The organism is Saccharomonospora cyanea NA-134 (assembly GCF_000244975.1).
GTDB classification, from domain to species: domain Bacteria; phylum Actinomycetota; class Actinomycetes; order Mycobacteriales; family Pseudonocardiaceae; genus Saccharomonospora; species Saccharomonospora cyanea.
In genome coordinates this window covers 3,408,750-3,423,086 of the sequence record NZ_CM001440.1, presented here as the reverse complement: position 1 = coordinate 3,423,086, position 14,337 = coordinate 3,408,750, and the positions used below count along the sequence as shown (strand labels likewise).

Annotated in this window: 14 protein-coding genes; 7 read left to right on the top strand and 7 right to left on the bottom strand. The window is 70.3% G+C overall.

Annotation, left to right across the window (positions count from 1 at the left end):
* Positions 1-230: 230 nt before the first annotated feature.
* The 3 genes from SACCYDRAFT_RS16005 to SACCYDRAFT_RS15995 form a co-directional block, all read right to left on the bottom strand.
* Positions 231-1,262 (bottom strand): sigma-70 family RNA polymerase sigma factor, encoded by a 1,032-nt coding sequence (locus SACCYDRAFT_RS16005; RefSeq protein WP_005457635.1) that lies wholly within the window; start codon positions 1,260-1,262, stop codon positions 231-233.
* A gap of 270 nt (positions 1,263-1,532) precedes the next feature.
* Positions 1,533-1,958: a D-aminoacyl-tRNA deacylase gene (gene dtd / locus SACCYDRAFT_RS16000; RefSeq protein ID WP_005457634.1), complete on the bottom strand. Its 426-nt coding sequence runs from the start codon at positions 1,956-1,958 to the stop codon at positions 1,533-1,535.
* Positions 1,955-3,457 carry a DUF7782 domain-containing protein gene (locus SACCYDRAFT_RS15995; RefSeq protein WP_005457633.1) on the bottom strand — a complete coding sequence of 501 codons (1,503 nt, stop codon included), beginning with the start codon at positions 3,455-3,457 and terminating at the stop codon, positions 1,955-1,957. The genes dtd and SACCYDRAFT_RS15995 overlap by 4 nt, the downstream gene beginning before the upstream one ends.
* A gap of 89 nt (positions 3,458-3,546) precedes the next feature.
* On the opposite strand from SACCYDRAFT_RS15995, the gene SACCYDRAFT_RS15990 reads away from it, so the two are divergent.
* Positions 3,547-3,903 (top strand): DUF3099 domain-containing protein, encoded by a 357-nt coding sequence (locus SACCYDRAFT_RS15990; protein WP_005457632.1) that lies wholly within the window; start codon positions 3,547-3,549, stop codon positions 3,901-3,903.
* On the opposite strand, the gene SACCYDRAFT_RS15985 is transcribed toward SACCYDRAFT_RS15990, so the two are convergent.
* Positions 3,900-4,766 carry a carbohydrate kinase family protein gene (locus SACCYDRAFT_RS15985; RefSeq protein ID WP_005457631.1) on the bottom strand — a complete coding sequence of 289 codons (867 nt, stop codon included), beginning with the start codon at positions 4,764-4,766 and terminating at the stop codon, positions 3,900-3,902. The genes SACCYDRAFT_RS15990 and SACCYDRAFT_RS15985 overlap by 4 nt on opposite strands.
* Positions 4,763-5,662, bottom strand: coding sequence for a pseudouridine-5'-phosphate glycosidase (locus SACCYDRAFT_RS15980; protein WP_043536554.1), 900 nt, complete (start codon positions 5,660-5,662; stop codon positions 4,763-4,765). The genes SACCYDRAFT_RS15985 and SACCYDRAFT_RS15980 overlap by 4 nt, the downstream gene beginning before the upstream one ends.
* A 77-nt stretch (positions 5,663-5,739) precedes the next feature.
* Here SACCYDRAFT_RS15980 and SACCYDRAFT_RS15975 point away from each other — a divergent pair, with 77 nt between their 5' ends.
* Complete coding sequence (locus SACCYDRAFT_RS15975) at positions 5,740-5,997, top strand: DUF3039 domain-containing protein (RefSeq protein ID WP_005457629.1); 258 nt, start codon at positions 5,740-5,742, stop codon at positions 5,995-5,997.
* An 8-nt stretch (positions 5,998-6,005) separates the two neighbouring features.
* On the opposite strand, the gene SACCYDRAFT_RS15970 is transcribed toward SACCYDRAFT_RS15975, so the two are convergent.
* Entirely contained in the window at positions 6,006-7,229 is a 1,224-nt protein-coding gene (locus tag SACCYDRAFT_RS15970) for a YihY/virulence factor BrkB family protein (RefSeq protein ID WP_408640292.1), read from the bottom strand.
* 181 nt (positions 7,230-7,410) lie between these two features.
* Here SACCYDRAFT_RS15970 and SACCYDRAFT_RS15965 point away from each other — a divergent pair, with 181 nt between their 5' ends.
* The 5 genes from SACCYDRAFT_RS15965 to SACCYDRAFT_RS15945 all read left to right on the top strand — a co-directional run bounded on the left by SACCYDRAFT_RS15965 (position 7,411) and on the right by SACCYDRAFT_RS15945 (position 13,914).
* Positions 7,411-9,177 (top strand): DEAD/DEAH box helicase, encoded by a 1,767-nt coding sequence (locus SACCYDRAFT_RS15965; protein WP_043536553.1) that lies wholly within the window; start codon positions 7,411-7,413, stop codon positions 9,175-9,177.
* A gap of 139 nt (positions 9,178-9,316) precedes the next feature.
* The gene (locus tag SACCYDRAFT_RS15960; RefSeq protein WP_005457626.1) at positions 9,317-10,447 is read left to right on the top strand and encodes a sugar ABC transporter substrate-binding protein; all 1,131 of its coding nucleotides are present in this window, start codon (positions 9,317-9,319) and stop codon (positions 10,445-10,447) included.
* Positions 10,448-10,455: 8 nt separating this feature from the next.
* On the top strand, positions 10,456-11,271 hold the full coding sequence (locus tag SACCYDRAFT_RS15955) for an ATP-binding cassette domain-containing protein (protein ID WP_005457624.1): 816 nt from the start codon (positions 10,456-10,458) through the stop codon (positions 11,269-11,271).
* 29 nt (positions 11,272-11,300) lie between these two features.
* Positions 11,301-12,719 carry a sugar ABC transporter permease gene (locus tag SACCYDRAFT_RS15950; protein ID WP_005457623.1) on the top strand — a complete coding sequence of 473 codons (1,419 nt, stop codon included), beginning with the start codon at positions 11,301-11,303 and terminating at the stop codon, positions 12,717-12,719.
* A 25-nt stretch (positions 12,720-12,744) separates the two neighbouring features.
* On the top strand, positions 12,745-13,914 hold the full coding sequence (locus tag SACCYDRAFT_RS15945) for an ROK family transcriptional regulator (protein WP_043536550.1): 1,170 nt from the start codon (positions 12,745-12,747) through the stop codon (positions 13,912-13,914).
* Between the two features lie 96 nt (positions 13,915-14,010).
* Here the strand turns inward: SACCYDRAFT_RS15945 and SACCYDRAFT_RS15940 are convergent, their stop codons facing one another.
* Complete coding sequence (locus tag SACCYDRAFT_RS15940; RefSeq protein WP_005457621.1) at positions 14,011-14,190, bottom strand: DUF7455 domain-containing protein; 180 nt, start codon at positions 14,188-14,190, stop codon at positions 14,011-14,013.
* Between the last annotated feature and the right edge of the window lie 147 nt (positions 14,191-14,337).

Genomic DNA, 14,337 nt, shown 5'->3' with positions numbered 1-14,337 from the left:
CCACCCCGACGGACCCGACCTTCCGGGGCAGGCGACCGGCGAGCCGATCGCGAGGTCCATCACCCCGCAGTGACACGGCGAAACATGGCCGCGCCCGTGCCGCGAACGACGACGGTCGAGAACGCGCCCTCGTGAGCGCGTTCTCGACCGTCTCGTGAACCCGGGGCGCGAGTCAACGCGACGTCCGGGTGATGTGTCGTTCGTTGTGGTGACCCGCTGTGGCGGTGTGGTCAGCTCGCGTAAGCGCGCAGCCGGTCGGCCCGCTCGCCGTGGCGCAGCTTGGCCATGACCTCCCGCTCGATCTGCCGCACCCGCTCGCGGGACAGGCTGAAGTGCTTGCCGATCTGGTCGAGAGTGCGGGGCTGGCCGTCGTCGAGGCCGTAGCGCAGGCGGATCACCTGCTGTTCGCGATCGTCGAGGGTCGCCAGCACCCGGCGGAGGTCGTCCTGCAACAGGGTCGAGATGACCGTGCTCTCGGCGTCGGTGGCCTCGGAGTCCTCGATGAAGTCGCCCAGCGGGGCGTCCTCCTCCGTGCCGACCGGCATGTCGAGGCTCACCGGATCGCGCGCGTGGTCGAGCAGGCTCGCGACCTTCGTCTCCGCGATCCCGGACTCGGCGGCCAGCTCCTCGTTGGTGGCCTCCCGGCCGAGCCGCTGGTGAAGGTCGCGCTTGATGCGCGCCAGCTTGTTCACCTGCTCCACGAGGTGCACGGGGAGCCGGATGGTGCGGCCCTGGTCGGCCATGCCGCGCGTGATGGCCTGCCGGATCCACCACGTCGCGTACGTGGAGAACTTGAAACCCTTGGCGTAGTCGAACTTCTCGACCGCGCGGATCAGCCCGAGGTTGCCCTCCTGGATGAGGTCGAGCAGCGGCATCCCCCGCCCGGTGTACCGCTTCGCGAGCGACACCACCAGACGCAGGTTCGCCTGCAGGAGGTGGTTCTTGGCGCGCTCACCGTCGCGCACGATGGCCGCCAGCTCGCCCCTGCGTTCAGCGGAGAGGTCGCCGGAGGTGTCGAGCACGTGCTGGGCGAACACACCCGCCTCGATGCGCTTGGCGAGGTCGACCTCCTCCTCGGCGGTCAGCAGAGCGGTCTTGCCGATGCCGTTGAGGTACACACGCACCAGGTCGGCGGCAGGTCCCTGGGCGTCGAGGTCGGGCTGTTCCTCGACGGGCACAGGCACAACGTCGTCGGCGGCGGGTGCGGGAATGCTGCGCTGGCGGATCCCGCGAGCCTCACGTTCGAGTGTCTGGACGGACATCTTGCCTCCCCGGTCAACGGGCTGACGTGTCGCGTTCGCTCACGTCTGCTTCTCGCGTCGCGTGGCGAGCCTGTGGAACCCGCCCCGCGTGCCAGCTCCCCGGCTGGACACCTCAGTCAACGTCGCGGGGTGCCGAATCGTTCCCGAGCGTGGCCGCCTGTTGAGTGGCTCACCCCGGGGCATCCACGGGCCGCGCGGGAGCGTGCACGAGGGTTCGGGTTTCCGTCATCGAGATGTCCGGTCCAGACCTTTGTGGAACCGGAGGTGCGCTCAGACCTCCACGAGAACCGTGAACGGGCCGTCGTTCACGCTGTGCACCGACATCATCGCGCCGAAGCGCCCGGTGGACACACGCGCGCCTCGGTCGCGCAGTCGCCGCACCACGGCTTCGACGAGCGGCTCGGCGTGCTCGGGCCGAGCCGCCGCGGTCCAGGATGGACGCCTGCCCCTGCGCGTGTCCCCGTAGAGCGTGAACTGACTGACCACGAGCAGTGGCGCTCCCGTGGTCGCGCACGACTGTTCGTCACGAAGGATGCGCAGTTCGTACAGTTTGCGGGCCATCGTCTCCACCTGCTCGGAGTCGTCGGTCGTGTGCACGCCGAGCAACACGAGCAGGCCGGGCTCGTCGATGGCGCCGACGACGTCGCCGTCCACCGTCACCGACGCCTCGGTGACCCGCGCGACCACGGCCCTCATCGGCTCTCCTCCAGCATCCCGTGGCGCACCAGTTCGGCGACCAGCGGCCGGGCGGCCGTGCGCAGGAGCTCCGGGTCCTCACCGTGTGCCGCGGCAAGCAGCTCCAGCAGGTCCGACATCGACAGCATGCCGCGGCAGCCCGCCAGCAGTGCCGTGGTGAGCTCGTCGAGCTCGTGCTGCCAGCCGGGACCGTCCGTGCGGTGCAATCTGCGCACGGTCGTGGACCAACCGTCCTCGCTGGGCGTCTCGATGCGTTCCAGCGCGACGTTCCCGGGCACGCGGTAGACGACGTCCAGGAGGTCGGGCTCGTGGGCGCGGAGCCAGTCGACCCGGTCGAGCCAGGCTGCGGCCTCCTCGCCGAGCGGGTCGTCGAAGGCGTGGCGCAGGTCCTCACACACCACCGTCGGGGTCGGGACGTCCGTACGGCGAAGGGTCACGAACCCGAAGCCGATGCCCTCCACGTCGTTCTCGGCGAACCAGTCCAGCCACGCGGCGGCCTTCACCCGCCCCTCGGCGGAGCGGGGGTCGATGCCCGCGTCGCGCAGCCACGTACCCACGTAGAGAGCGGGGTCGGCGACGTCTCGTTGCACGAACCACGCGTCCGTCCTCGGGGGCAGCCACCGGTGCACCCGGTCGGCCCAGTCCTCGCCACGCACGTGCAGCCAGGAGGCCAGCAGGTGGCCGGAGCCCCCGTCGGTGAGGAACGCGGGGAGCTGCCGCACGAGCAGCGCGCTCGCGTCGTCCCCGGCGAGGCCCGAGTCGCGATACACGTAGTCCACCCGCGGCGGTCCCACGACGAACGGCGGGTTGCACACGATCCGGTCGAAACGGCGCCGTGCCACGGGCGCGAACCACTCGCCCCGGAGCAGTTCGACGTCGAGCTCGTTGAGCGCGAACGTCGCCGCCGCGAGGCGCAACGCCCGGGCGGACGTGTCGGTGGCGGTGACCCGCCGCGCGTACCGGCTCGCGTGCAGTGCCTGGACGCCGTTGCCGGTACCGAGGTCGAGCACGCTCTCCGCGGGACGCCTGCTGGTGGCCCGCACGAGACTCAGTGACGCGTGCCCGACACCGAGCACGTGGTCGGGAGAGGCTGGCGTCCCCGACTGTTCGGGGTCGAGGTCCGACACGATCCACCAACTGCCGTGCTCGTCACCGTGAGGGCGGATGTCGAACCCGGCGCGCAGGCCGTCCGACCCGTCACCACCTCGGCGCACGATGCCCGTGGCGAGCGCGTCGTCCAGCGACAGGGGCGACAGCGCCGATTCGACCGCGTCGGCGGGTTCGGTGTCCCCGAGCAGGAACAACCGCACCAGCACGCCGAGGGCGGCCGCGTCCCGGCTCGCCCGCCGGGCGGGTTCCGGCTCGCCACGGCCGAGCGCGGCGTGGGCCTGCAGGCCCAGGAGGTCGACCACGCCGTCGGCGTCGTAGCGGGCGCTGCGGAACGCGTCCCGCAGCCGGGCGCAGGTCTCGGTGGAGAACTCGGGAAGAGCATCGTTCACGGTGTGTCATCGTCGCACGCGACCTGCCGCGGGGTGGATCGGGAACACGCGACCGACCGGGGTGTCGCCTGCGGAAGGCTGGTGGGAGCATGGACAACGGAGGTGAGGCGGTGAAGGAGCACGACAAGCACGCCGCTCCGGTGCTGATCACCGAGGCAGCGCCCTCCTACGACGACGAGATGGCCCTGCGCAAGCGCAAGTACGTCATCATGATGAGCCTGCGCGTGCCGTGCCTGGTCCTCGCGGGAGTCTTTTACCACACCTGGTGGCTGGCACTGGCGCTCGTCCTGCTGTCGGTACCGCTGCCGTGGGTGGCGGTGTTGATCGCCAACGACCGTCCACCCCGGAAGTCCGAGCAGGTCAGCAGGTTCCAGCGCCGGGCGCGGGCGATCGAGGACCGCCCGCACCGTGTCATCGACTCGTCCGAGGAGCCGCCCAGTTCCTAGGGCTGCGCTCCCACCCGGCTGACGGCTCTGGCGCCGAGCGACGCACCCTCCGCGAGGATCGCGTCCGGCGCCTCGCCCCGCAGCCACGCGGTGATGACGCCTGCGTCGAACGCGTCGCCCGCTCCGGTGCTGTCCACACACGGCACCTTCTCCGCGGGCGCCTTCACGATGCCGTCACCGTCCACCCATGCCGCGCCGTCCAGGCCGAACGTGACCGCGACCGCGCCCACGGTGCCGAGCAGGTGCCGCGCCGCCTCAGCGTCCTGCGACCCGGTGAGAGCGCGCAACTCGTCCGCGTTCGGCAGCAGCAGGTCGACGCCCCGCACGTCGTCGAGGAACGCCTGCGGGTCGGTGAGCAGCGCCGCCGCCTGCGGGTCAACGGACGTCGTGAGCCCCGATCGTCTGGCCAGTGCCAGCGCCTCCAACCCACCGGGCCGTGACGAGGGGTCCAGCAGCACGTAACCGGACAGGTGCAGGTGGTCGGCACCGGCAAGGGCGTCGGCGGTGACGTCGGAGGGGCGGAACCTCTTGTTCGCGCCGCGGTCCGGCAGCATCGTGCGCTGCCCCGCCGCGTCGACGAGCACGACGACGCAGCACGTGGCCGTGTCGTCGTCGACGGCGAACGCGCACCGCACACCTGCGGTTTCCAACTCGCCACGCAACAGCCGCCCGCCCGCGTCGTCGCCGACGCGGGCCACGAGGGTGGTGTCAGCGCCCCGGTCGCGCAACCACAACGCCGTGTTGGCACCCGCACCACCGCCGGTGACGCTCACCGCGGCACGTGCGTCCCCGCCGTAGACGATGGGTGTGTCGTGCCGCGCCACGATGTCGAGGCCGACGTCCCCGACCACCACCACCCTCATCGCGCCAGCTCCGAGGCGACGCGAGCGGCGAGGTCGGCGTTGGAGAGCACGAGCGCCTCGTTGGCGTCCAGGCTCGCCCCGCCGCTCGCCGTGTGGAAGTGCTCCAGCAGCACCGGTGTCACGTCCGAACCGCTGATTCCACGCTTCCGCACCAGTTCCAGGCCCTCGGCAAGGAGCCGGTCGTGCGTGGCACGGTCGAGTTCGTGCTCGGCGGGCACGGGATTGGCGAGCAGCACACCGGAGTCGGAGAAGTCCCGGTGCGCGGCGAACACGGCGGCGGCCCGGGCGGGGTCGTCCACCCGGTGCGGCACGGGGAGCCCCGAGGCGCTCAGGTAGAACGCGGGGAAGTCGTCGGTGCGGTAACCGAGCACGGGAACCGAGTGCGTCTCCAGCACCTCCAGGGTGGCGGGAATGTCGAGGATCGACTTCATGCCGGAACACACCACCACGACTCCGGTGCGCGCGAGCGTGCCGAGGTCGGCGGAGACGTCCCAGGTCACGTCCGCGCCGGGAAGCGGGTGATGCACGCCGCCGAGCCCGCCGGTGGCGAACACCGCGATACCGGCCGCGTGCGCGAGCGCGGCGGTGCTGGCCACGGTGGTGGCGCCCGAGCCGCGCAGCGCCACGGCAGGGCCGAGGTCGCGCAACGACAGTTTGTCGAGCCCGGCGTCGGGTGCGCAGACCCGCTCCAGCTCGGCGCTCGTCAGGCCCACCCGGGGAACACCGTCGAGCACGGCGATCGTGGCGGGCACCGCGCCGGCGTCACGCACCGTTCGTTCGAGGCGGCGCGCCACCTCGAGGTTGCGACCGGGCGGCAGGCCGTGGGACAACAGGGTGCTCTCGAGGGCGACGACCGGAGCGTGGTCGGCCACGGCGTCGGCGACCTCGGGGGACATCGACAGGGGAGAGTGGGACTTTCGGATCACGACTACGCATCCTCGTCCATCCTTCCCACGGCGACGCGTGGGGCATCATGGAACACGTGAGTACGATGACGCTGCCTGAAGTCGACACCCGGCCGGAGAGTACCGACACCACCGACGACGACTCTCCGAAGATGTTCCACTACGTGCGTAAGAACAAGATCGCCGAAAGCGCGGTCATGGGCACGCACGTGGTGGCGTTGTGTGGAGAGGTCTTCCCGGTGACGAAGTCGCCGAAGCCCGGTTCGCCGGTCTGCCCGGAGTGCAAGCGGATCTTCGAGAACCTGCCTCCCGGCGGCGAGGAGTGACGACCGGGTCAGTCCCGCCCGTCCTGCCGCGGACTCTCGGCTGGGCCGGGGTCCGCGGCGGCCGGTGACGCCGGGCCCTGCTCCTCCCCCGTCCGATCGAGCGGGTCGACGGGGACGGTGGGTTCGGTGGGTTCGGTGGGTTCGGCCGGATCGACGACGGCTTCGGTGTCCCCGCGCCGTGGCCTGCGCAGCGGCTGGGTGGTGCGGTGCCACAGGGTGCCGCGGTCCTCGTCCTCGGCACGCATGCGTTCCTTGAGCCGTTCCATCTCCAGCCTGCGCCACTTGCGGCGCTGCCTGCGGGTCATCTTCGCGGGCCAGAGCTCCTGGATGGCGCTGTTGAAGTAGGCCCCCGCCACGATGGCCAGGCCGATGAAGAACGTGAACAGCAGGAACGCGATGGGGGTCGCCAGCGCGCCGTAGGTGTAGCCGGTGGTGGTGATCCAACTGATGTAGACACGCAGCCCGACACTGGACAGCAGGAAGATCACCATCGCGAGCATCGCGCCGGGAAGGCCGCGGTGCCAGGGCAGCTTGCGTGGCAGCGCGAGCTTGTAGAGGGTGGCGAGCGCGAGGACGAGCAGCACCGCCACGGTGGGGTAGTAGAGCACGCTCAGCCATGACGCGATGGTGGGTTGCCAGTCGTCGGGGAAGAACTCCGGGAGCAGGTCGGGGCCGATCGCGATGATCGGCAGCCCGATGACGAGCAGGATGAGGCTGGCCAGGTACAGCAGCAGCGCGAAGATCCGCTGCCACACCTCATTGCGTACGCCGTACTGGTCGTGGGCCACGGTGATGGCGTCCACGAACGACGACATGGCCGAGGACCCCGCCCACAGGGAGATGAGGAAGCCGACGGAGACGATCTCGCCCTTGCCCGTGGTCAGTATGTCGTCGACCGTCGGCTCGATGATCTGCGTCACCACGCTGCCGCTGAAGATGGTCTCCGAGAACGCGATGATCTTGTCGTGCACCTGGCGCACGATGTTGTCGCCGAACCAGTCGCCGATGAACCCGAGGCTGCCCAGCAGCCCGAGCAACAGCGGGGGCAGCGACAGCGTCTGCCAGAACGCGGCCTCGGCCGACTCGGAGAAGATGTTGCCGTCCCACGCCTTGCTCAGCGTGCGACCCAGCAGACGCCAGGGCCCTTTCCGCCTGGTCCTCCGTGTGGACAGGCGTTCGCCCTCGCCGTCGGTGGTGCCGCCGTCTCGCGTCTGCATCGCGGTTTCAAGCATGGTCCATCCGGCTTCCATCGGCTTGCCTACCCCTGCGGCGTGTCCTTTCCGAGTTTCCCGCCGGCGCGCCAGGTAGGCTTTCGCAGGCACCCTCACCGACCCCGGCACGGCCGCCGGCCGTCAAGCTGGTCGTCCTCGTGAGGGTTTTCGCATGTCCGTGTGTCGAGGAGTTGGAGCGTCGGTGTCGGAGACCGCACAGGCCCGGAACGGCGTGCAGGGTTATGCCGCCCCCGAGCCCGCGCACGACGCGACGGCCCGCCCCCTGCGTGCGTGGCAGCGTCGGGCGCTCACCAAGTACCTCACCCGCAAGCCCAAGGACTTCCTGGCCGTGGCGACGCCCGGCGCGGGCAAGACCGTGTTCGGTCTGAGAGTGGCGGCCGAGCTGCTGTCCGACCGCACGGTCGAGGCGATCACCATCGTCACGCCCACCGAGCACCTCAAGCACCAGTGGGCGGCGTCGGCCGAGCGTGCGGGAATCGCCATCGACTCGAACTTCCGCAACACCACGGGTGTGACGTCGTCGGACTACCAGGGTGTCGCCCTCACCTACGCGCAGGTGGCGGCCCATCCCACCCTGCACAGGGTTCGCACCGAGAACCGCAAGACGCTCGTGATCCTCGACGAGATCCACCACGCCGGAGACGCCAAGTCGTGGGGGGACGCGGTCTCGGAGGCGTTCACGCCCGCCGTGCGCAGGCTGGCGTTGACCGGTACGCCGTTCCGCAGCGACGACTCGCCGATCCCGTTCGTCACGTACGAGCCGGACGCCGACGGCGCGCTGCGGAGCAGGGCCGACCACTCGTACAACTACGCCGACGCGCTCGCCGACGGGGTCGTGCGGCCGGTGGTGTTCCTGGCGTACTCGGGTGAGGCGTCGTGGCGGACGAGTGCGGGTGACGAGTTCACCGCCCGCCTCGGCGAGCCGCTCACCGCCGAACAGACGGCGCGCGCGTGGCGCACCGCGCTCGACCCGGCGGGTGAGTGGATGCCCGCCGTGCTGCAGGCCGCCGACACGCGGTTGTCGCAGCTTCGGGCCGGCGGGATGCCCGACGCGGGTGGTCTCGTGATCGCCACCGACCAGGAGTCCGCACGCGCCTACGCGAAGCTGCTCACGGGCATCGCGGGGGAGGCGCCCGTGGTGGTGCTGTCCGACGATCCCAAGGCCACCAAGCGTATCGGGGAGTTCTCCGACTCGAACGACCGTTGGCTCGTGGCGGTGCGCATGGTGTCGGAGGGGGTCGACGTGCCGAGGCTCGCCGTCGGCGTGTACGCCACGAGCGCGTCGACACCGTTGTTCTTCGCGCAGGCCATCGGCCGGTTCGTACGGTCTCGGCAGCCGGGGGAGACGGCGAGCGTCTTCCTGCCCAGCGTGCCGGTGCTGCTGGAGCTGGCCAGCGAGCTGGAGGCCGAGCGCGACCACGTGCTGGGCAAGCCGCACCGCGAGAAGGACGGCTGGGACGACGAGCTCCTCGTGGCGGCCAACCGCACCGACGACGAGCGCGGCGACGAGGAGAAGTCGTTCACCGCGCTCGGAGCGTCGGCCGAGCTCGACCAGGTGATCTACGACGGCAACTCGTTCGGCACGGCCGTGTTCTCCGGCAGCGAGGAGGAACAGGAGTACCTGGGGTTGCCCGGGTTGCTGGATGCCGACCAGGTGCGGGCCCTGCTGCGTAAGCGGCAGGAGGAACAGCTCGCGGACGCCAAGCGTCGCAAGCCGGTGGCCGAGCAACCACAGCCCGCCCCCACACCGCGTCCCGCCTCGGTGAACGAGCGGATCAAGGCGCTGCGCAAGGAACTCAACACGCTCGTGGGCCTGTACCACCACCGGACGCGCAAACCGCACGGCGCCATCCACAACGAGCTGCGCCGGATCTGTGGTGGCCCGCCCACGGCGATGGCCACCGTGGAGCAACTCGAGGAGCGCATCGCCACTCTCCGGTCCTGGTAGGCGCCGGGAGCGCTGGTCCCATGGGTCACGGTTGCGTCTCGGGACTTGCGCACTGAATCGATACAGGTATTCCGTTCCTGTGACGTCGTGCATATGTTGTCGCGCACAACATTTATCTCGGCACCGGGAAGGTGTGACGATGCGACGACGCTTCCGACTCCGCGCCTGCGCTGCCGCGCTGGGCATTTCCCTCACGCTCTCGGCCTGTGGTGCGAACTCCGGCGGTGGTGACGCCTCCGGGGAGGAGACCGGCGGTGGACAGGCGGACGCCCCGCTCGGCAAGGTGGGCGTGATCCTCCCCGAGACCGCCTCGTCGGCCCGGTGGGAGGGCTTCGACAAGCCCATGCTGGAAGAGGCACTGCGCGCGAAAGGCTTCGACCCGGACGTCCAGAACGCCCAGGGTGACGTGCAGAAGTTCTCGACCCTGGCCGACGGCATGATCGCTCAGGGGGTGCGGGTCCTGATCATCGCGTCGATCAACAGCGAGATCGGCGGTGCCGTGGCGGCCAAGGCCAAGGCTGCGGGGATCCCCACCATCGACTACGACCGCCTGAACCTCGGCGGCAGTTCCGAGTACTACGTCTCCTTCGACAACGTCCGGGTCGGGGAGTTGCAGGGCGAGGGCCTCGCCGAGGCGCTGGACGGCGAGTCGGGAGCCCAGGTGATCGAGATCGAGGGCGCCCCGACCGACCACAACGCCACGCTGTTCCACGAGGGCCAGCGCAACGTGCTCCAGCCCCTCTACGACTCCGGCGAGTTGGAACTCGTGCGGAGCCAGCCGATCGACGACTGGAACAACCAGGAGGGCGGGCAGGTCTTCGAGCAGATCCTGACCTCCAACGGTGGTGAGGTCGACGGCGTGGTCGCCGCCAACGACGGGCTCGCCAGTGCCGTCATCACGGTGCTGAAGAAGTACGGCCTGAACGGGAGGGTGCCGGTCACCGGCCAGGACGCCACGGCGGAGGGGCTGCGGGCGATCCTGCGCGGTGACCAGTACATGACGGTGTTCAAGCCGGTCAAGGAGGAGGCCGAGGCCACGGCAGAGCTGGCCGCCGCGCTCGTCAACGGCGACAAGGCCGCCGCCGACGCGGTCGCCACCGACGTCCTCGAAGACCCCAAGGGAAAGCGCGAGATCGCATCGGTGCTGCTGGAGCCGTACCTGATCACCAGGGACGAGGTGAAGCGGGTCGTCGACGAGGGCTACGTCTCGGCCGACGAGATCTGCACGCGGGACCTCGCCGACGCCTGCTCCGAACTCGGGATCGAGTGAGGCGGGACATGACCGACGTCGCGACCCACTCGGAGGCCACAGGCGACACCACGGCGGAGCCGGTGCTGGAACTCCGTGGGGTCAACAAGAGTTTCGGGCCGGTGCACGTGTTGCACGACGTGGACTTCGCCGTGCGAGCGGGCGAGGTGACCGCCCTCGTCGGCGACAACGGCGCCGGTAAGTCCACATTGGTCAAAAGCATCGCGGGTATCCACCCCGTGGACTCGGGCACCGTCCGTTTCCGGGGCCGGGAGGTGTCCGTCCGCGGTCCCAAGGACGCCGCCGATCTGGGCATCGAGGTCGTCTACCAGGATCTCGCCCTGGCCGACAACCTCGACATCGTGCAGAACATGTTCCTCGGCAGGGAACGCGGCAGCGCCTGGCTGCTCGACGAGGCGGGGATGGAGGAGGCGGCGCGCAGGACGCTGGCGTCGCTGTCGGTGCGCACGGTGAAGTCCGTGCGCACCCCGGTCTCCGCACTGTCCGGGGGACAGCGGCAGACCGTGGCCATCGCCAAGTCCGTGCTGTGGGAGAGCGCGGTGGTACTGCTCGACGAGCCCACGGCCGCCCTCGGTGTCGCCCAGACGCGGCAGGTGCTCGACCTCGTGCGCAGGCTCGCCGAGCAGGGGTTGGGTGTGGTGCTCATCAGTCACAACATGGCCGACGTGTTCGAGGTGTCCGACCGGATCGCCGTGCTGTACCTGGGGCGCATGGTCGCCGAGGTGCGAACCAAGGACGTGACACACGGGCAGGTGGTCGAGTTGATCACCGCCGGCCGCTCCGGCGACCTCGGACTCGCCCGGCCCGAGAACGCGGCTCTGTGACCGGATTCCCGTCAGCAAGAGGACCTCAGATGACACAAACGCCTACCGCGCAACAGAGCGCGGTGATCTCCGACTTCGGAATCGACACCACCGCGATGTCGACGTCCGACGCCGTGCGCGACTACTTCGCGCGGCTGCGCGCCGGTCAGCTCGGCTCCTTGCCCGCCCTGCTCGGACTCGTGGCGCTCGTCGCGGTGTTCGCCACCCTGTCGGACGTCTTCCTGTCATTGAACAACCTCGCCAACCTGCTCGCGCAGGGCGCGGGACAGACCATCATCGCGATGGGCATCGTGTTCGTGCTGCTGGTCGGGGAGATCGACCTGTCGGCGGGCACCGCCTCCGGTGTCACCGCGGCGGTGCTCGCGATGCACTTCGTCGAGGACGGCAACCTGCTCGGGGGCCTGGGCTCGACCGTGTTCGTGCTGTTCAACGCCGTGCTCGCGCTCGCGGCGATCCTCGCGGTGCTGCTGCGTATCTGGGCCGGGGCGGCGATGTCGGTGCTCGGCATCGGGCTCACCGTGTCAGGGCTGACCGCCAACCCGTGGGTGGAGATGCTCCTCGCGCTGTGCGTGGGCACCGCCATCGGTTGTGTCACCGGGTTTCTCGTGGCCCGGATCGGGATGCCGTCGTTCGTGGTGACGCTCGCGCTGTTCCTCACGTGGCAGGGAGTGATCCTCCAGTTCATCGGCGAGGGCGGTGTGCTCGGTATCTCCACCTCTCCGGTGCTGAACGCGGTCGCGAACGGCAACCTGTCCGTGGCCGGCAGTTGGGCGCTTTTCGCGGTGAGCGTCGGGGGATTCGCCGCCGTCACACTGGGTCGGCACATCCGGCGGCTGCGGCGCGGCCTGGTGACCCAGCCGACCACCATCGTCGCGCTCAAGGTGGGTGGGGTCGCCGTCCTCGGCGTGGTGGCGACCGCCCTGCTGACGGTCAACCGGTCGCCGAACCCGACCATCGAGATCCGCGGTGTCCCGTACGTGGTGCCGATCGTGCTGGCGTTGCTCGCCGTCGGCACCTACGTGCTGAACCGCACTCGCTACGGCAGGCACATCTACGCCGTCGGCGGGAACCGGGAGGCCGCTCGCCGGGCAGGCATCGACGTGACGCGCGTCAGGGCGAGTGTGTTCGTCGTGTGTTCCTCGGTGGCCGCTCTCGGCGCGATCGTGTACTCGTCGAAGGTCGGCTCGGTCGACCCGCAGGCGGGCGGGCTCAACACGTTGCTGTTCGCCGTGGGCGCCGCCGTGATCGGCGGCACGTCCCTGTTCGGCGGCAAGGGCCGGGTGTCCGACGCCGTGATCGGCGGCACGGTGCTCGCCGTGGTGTCCAACGGACTCGGGCTGCTCAAGCAGCCCGCCGCGGTCGTGTCGATCGTCACGGGGCTCGTCCTGCTGCTCGCCGCCACCGTGGACGCGGTGTCGCGCAGGCGCGCGGCCGACGCGGCCCGCTGAGGTCCGTGATGCGACGATTACGGCCGTGACCAGCACGCCTGTGGCCCGGCCCGATGAGGTGAGGCGGTACAACCGTGCCAGCCTGTTGCGTCTGCTCCACCTCGGCGGGCCGAGCACACGAGCGGAGCTCGCCACCGAGCTGGGGCTCAACCGGAGCACGATCAAGGCGCTCGTCGACGGGCTCGCCGAGTCAGGCGTGGTGGCGGAGCGGGTACCGAGGCCGGGCAGGCAGGCGGGCAGGCCGTCGCTGTTGGTGTTGCCGCAGCCCGAGGCCGCCGTGGTGCTGGCCGTGGACATCCAGGTCGAGCACGTCGCGTTGGCTCTGGTCGGGCTCGGTGGTGAGATCCTCGGCCGCAACAGCTGGAAACTCCACAGCCGTACCCGTGCTCCCGGCGAGGTCCTCACCCGGATCGTCGAATCCACCGCGCCACTGGCGGCCGACCTGGGAGTGCGGCCGGTGGCGTGCGGGGTCTCGGTGCCGGGCGTGGTCCGCCGCCTCGACGGACACGTGCACGAGGCGCCCAACCTGAGGTGGAGCGACGTGGCTCTGGGGGAGCGGCTGTCGGCCGCACTCGGAGTCCGCGCCGTCGTGGGCAACGACGCCGAACTCGGGGCACTGGCCGAGCACCTGCGAGGAGCGGCCCGAGAGGTCGACGACGTGGTGTTCGTGTCGGCCGACATCGGCGTGGGCGGCGGTGTCATCGCCCAGGGCACGGCGTTGCGCGGCACGACCGGGTACGTGGGCGAACTCGGGCACATGGTGGTGCGCCCGCAGGGCCGTGAGTGCTACTGCGGCAGCCGTGGCTGCTGGGAGACCGAGGTCGGTGAGGCGGCGTTCTGCCGCGCTCTGGGCCTGCCCGAGGACAGCCCGAGGGGTGCCGTGGTGGTGGAGCTCCGCACGCTGGCGGCCGACCCGGACGCGGCGCGCCGGCGTCTGGGCGAGCTGGCGGAGTGGCTGACCCTCGGACTCGTCAACGTGGTGAACGTCCTGGGGCCCGAACTCGTCGTGCTCGGCGACCTCTTCACCGGCCTGCCCGACGCGGTGTTGAAGGACGTGGTGAGTCGGGTGCGGCAGCGCAGCATGGTGAGCCGCGCCATGGGAGGCGTCCGCGTGGAGCGGTCGGCACTGGGCCGCGACGCCAAACTGCTGGGAGCCGCCGAAGTCGCGTTCGAGGAGATCATGGACACGGTGTAGCGGCCGGTCCGAACACCCCGAACACGACGACGGGGGCGGGAACCCCGGCTCGGGATTCCCGCCCCCGCTCACACTCCGTGCGGCTGGGCGACGGCGTCAGCGCTGGATGTCGGCGTCCAGCTCCTTCAGCTTGGCCTCGTACTCACGACCGTGGTGGCCACAGAACAACAGCTCTCCGCCGTTCGGGAGAACGGCGCGCATCTGTGCGGCTGCTCCGCAACGGTCACAACGGTCCGCAGCGGTCAGTTCGGGGCGGGTGAGCGTCGTCGTTGTCATTGGAGTCTCCCTCCGTCCCGGCATCGCCAGCCGATGCCATCTTCAGCCGCGACCACCGTGGTCGGACCTACCGCCGAGCGCGGTGGCTCGCTGCCTCCACTCTTGCAGACGTTTCGGCTCCCGCAAGTGTTCCCAGGCCCCGTGGGA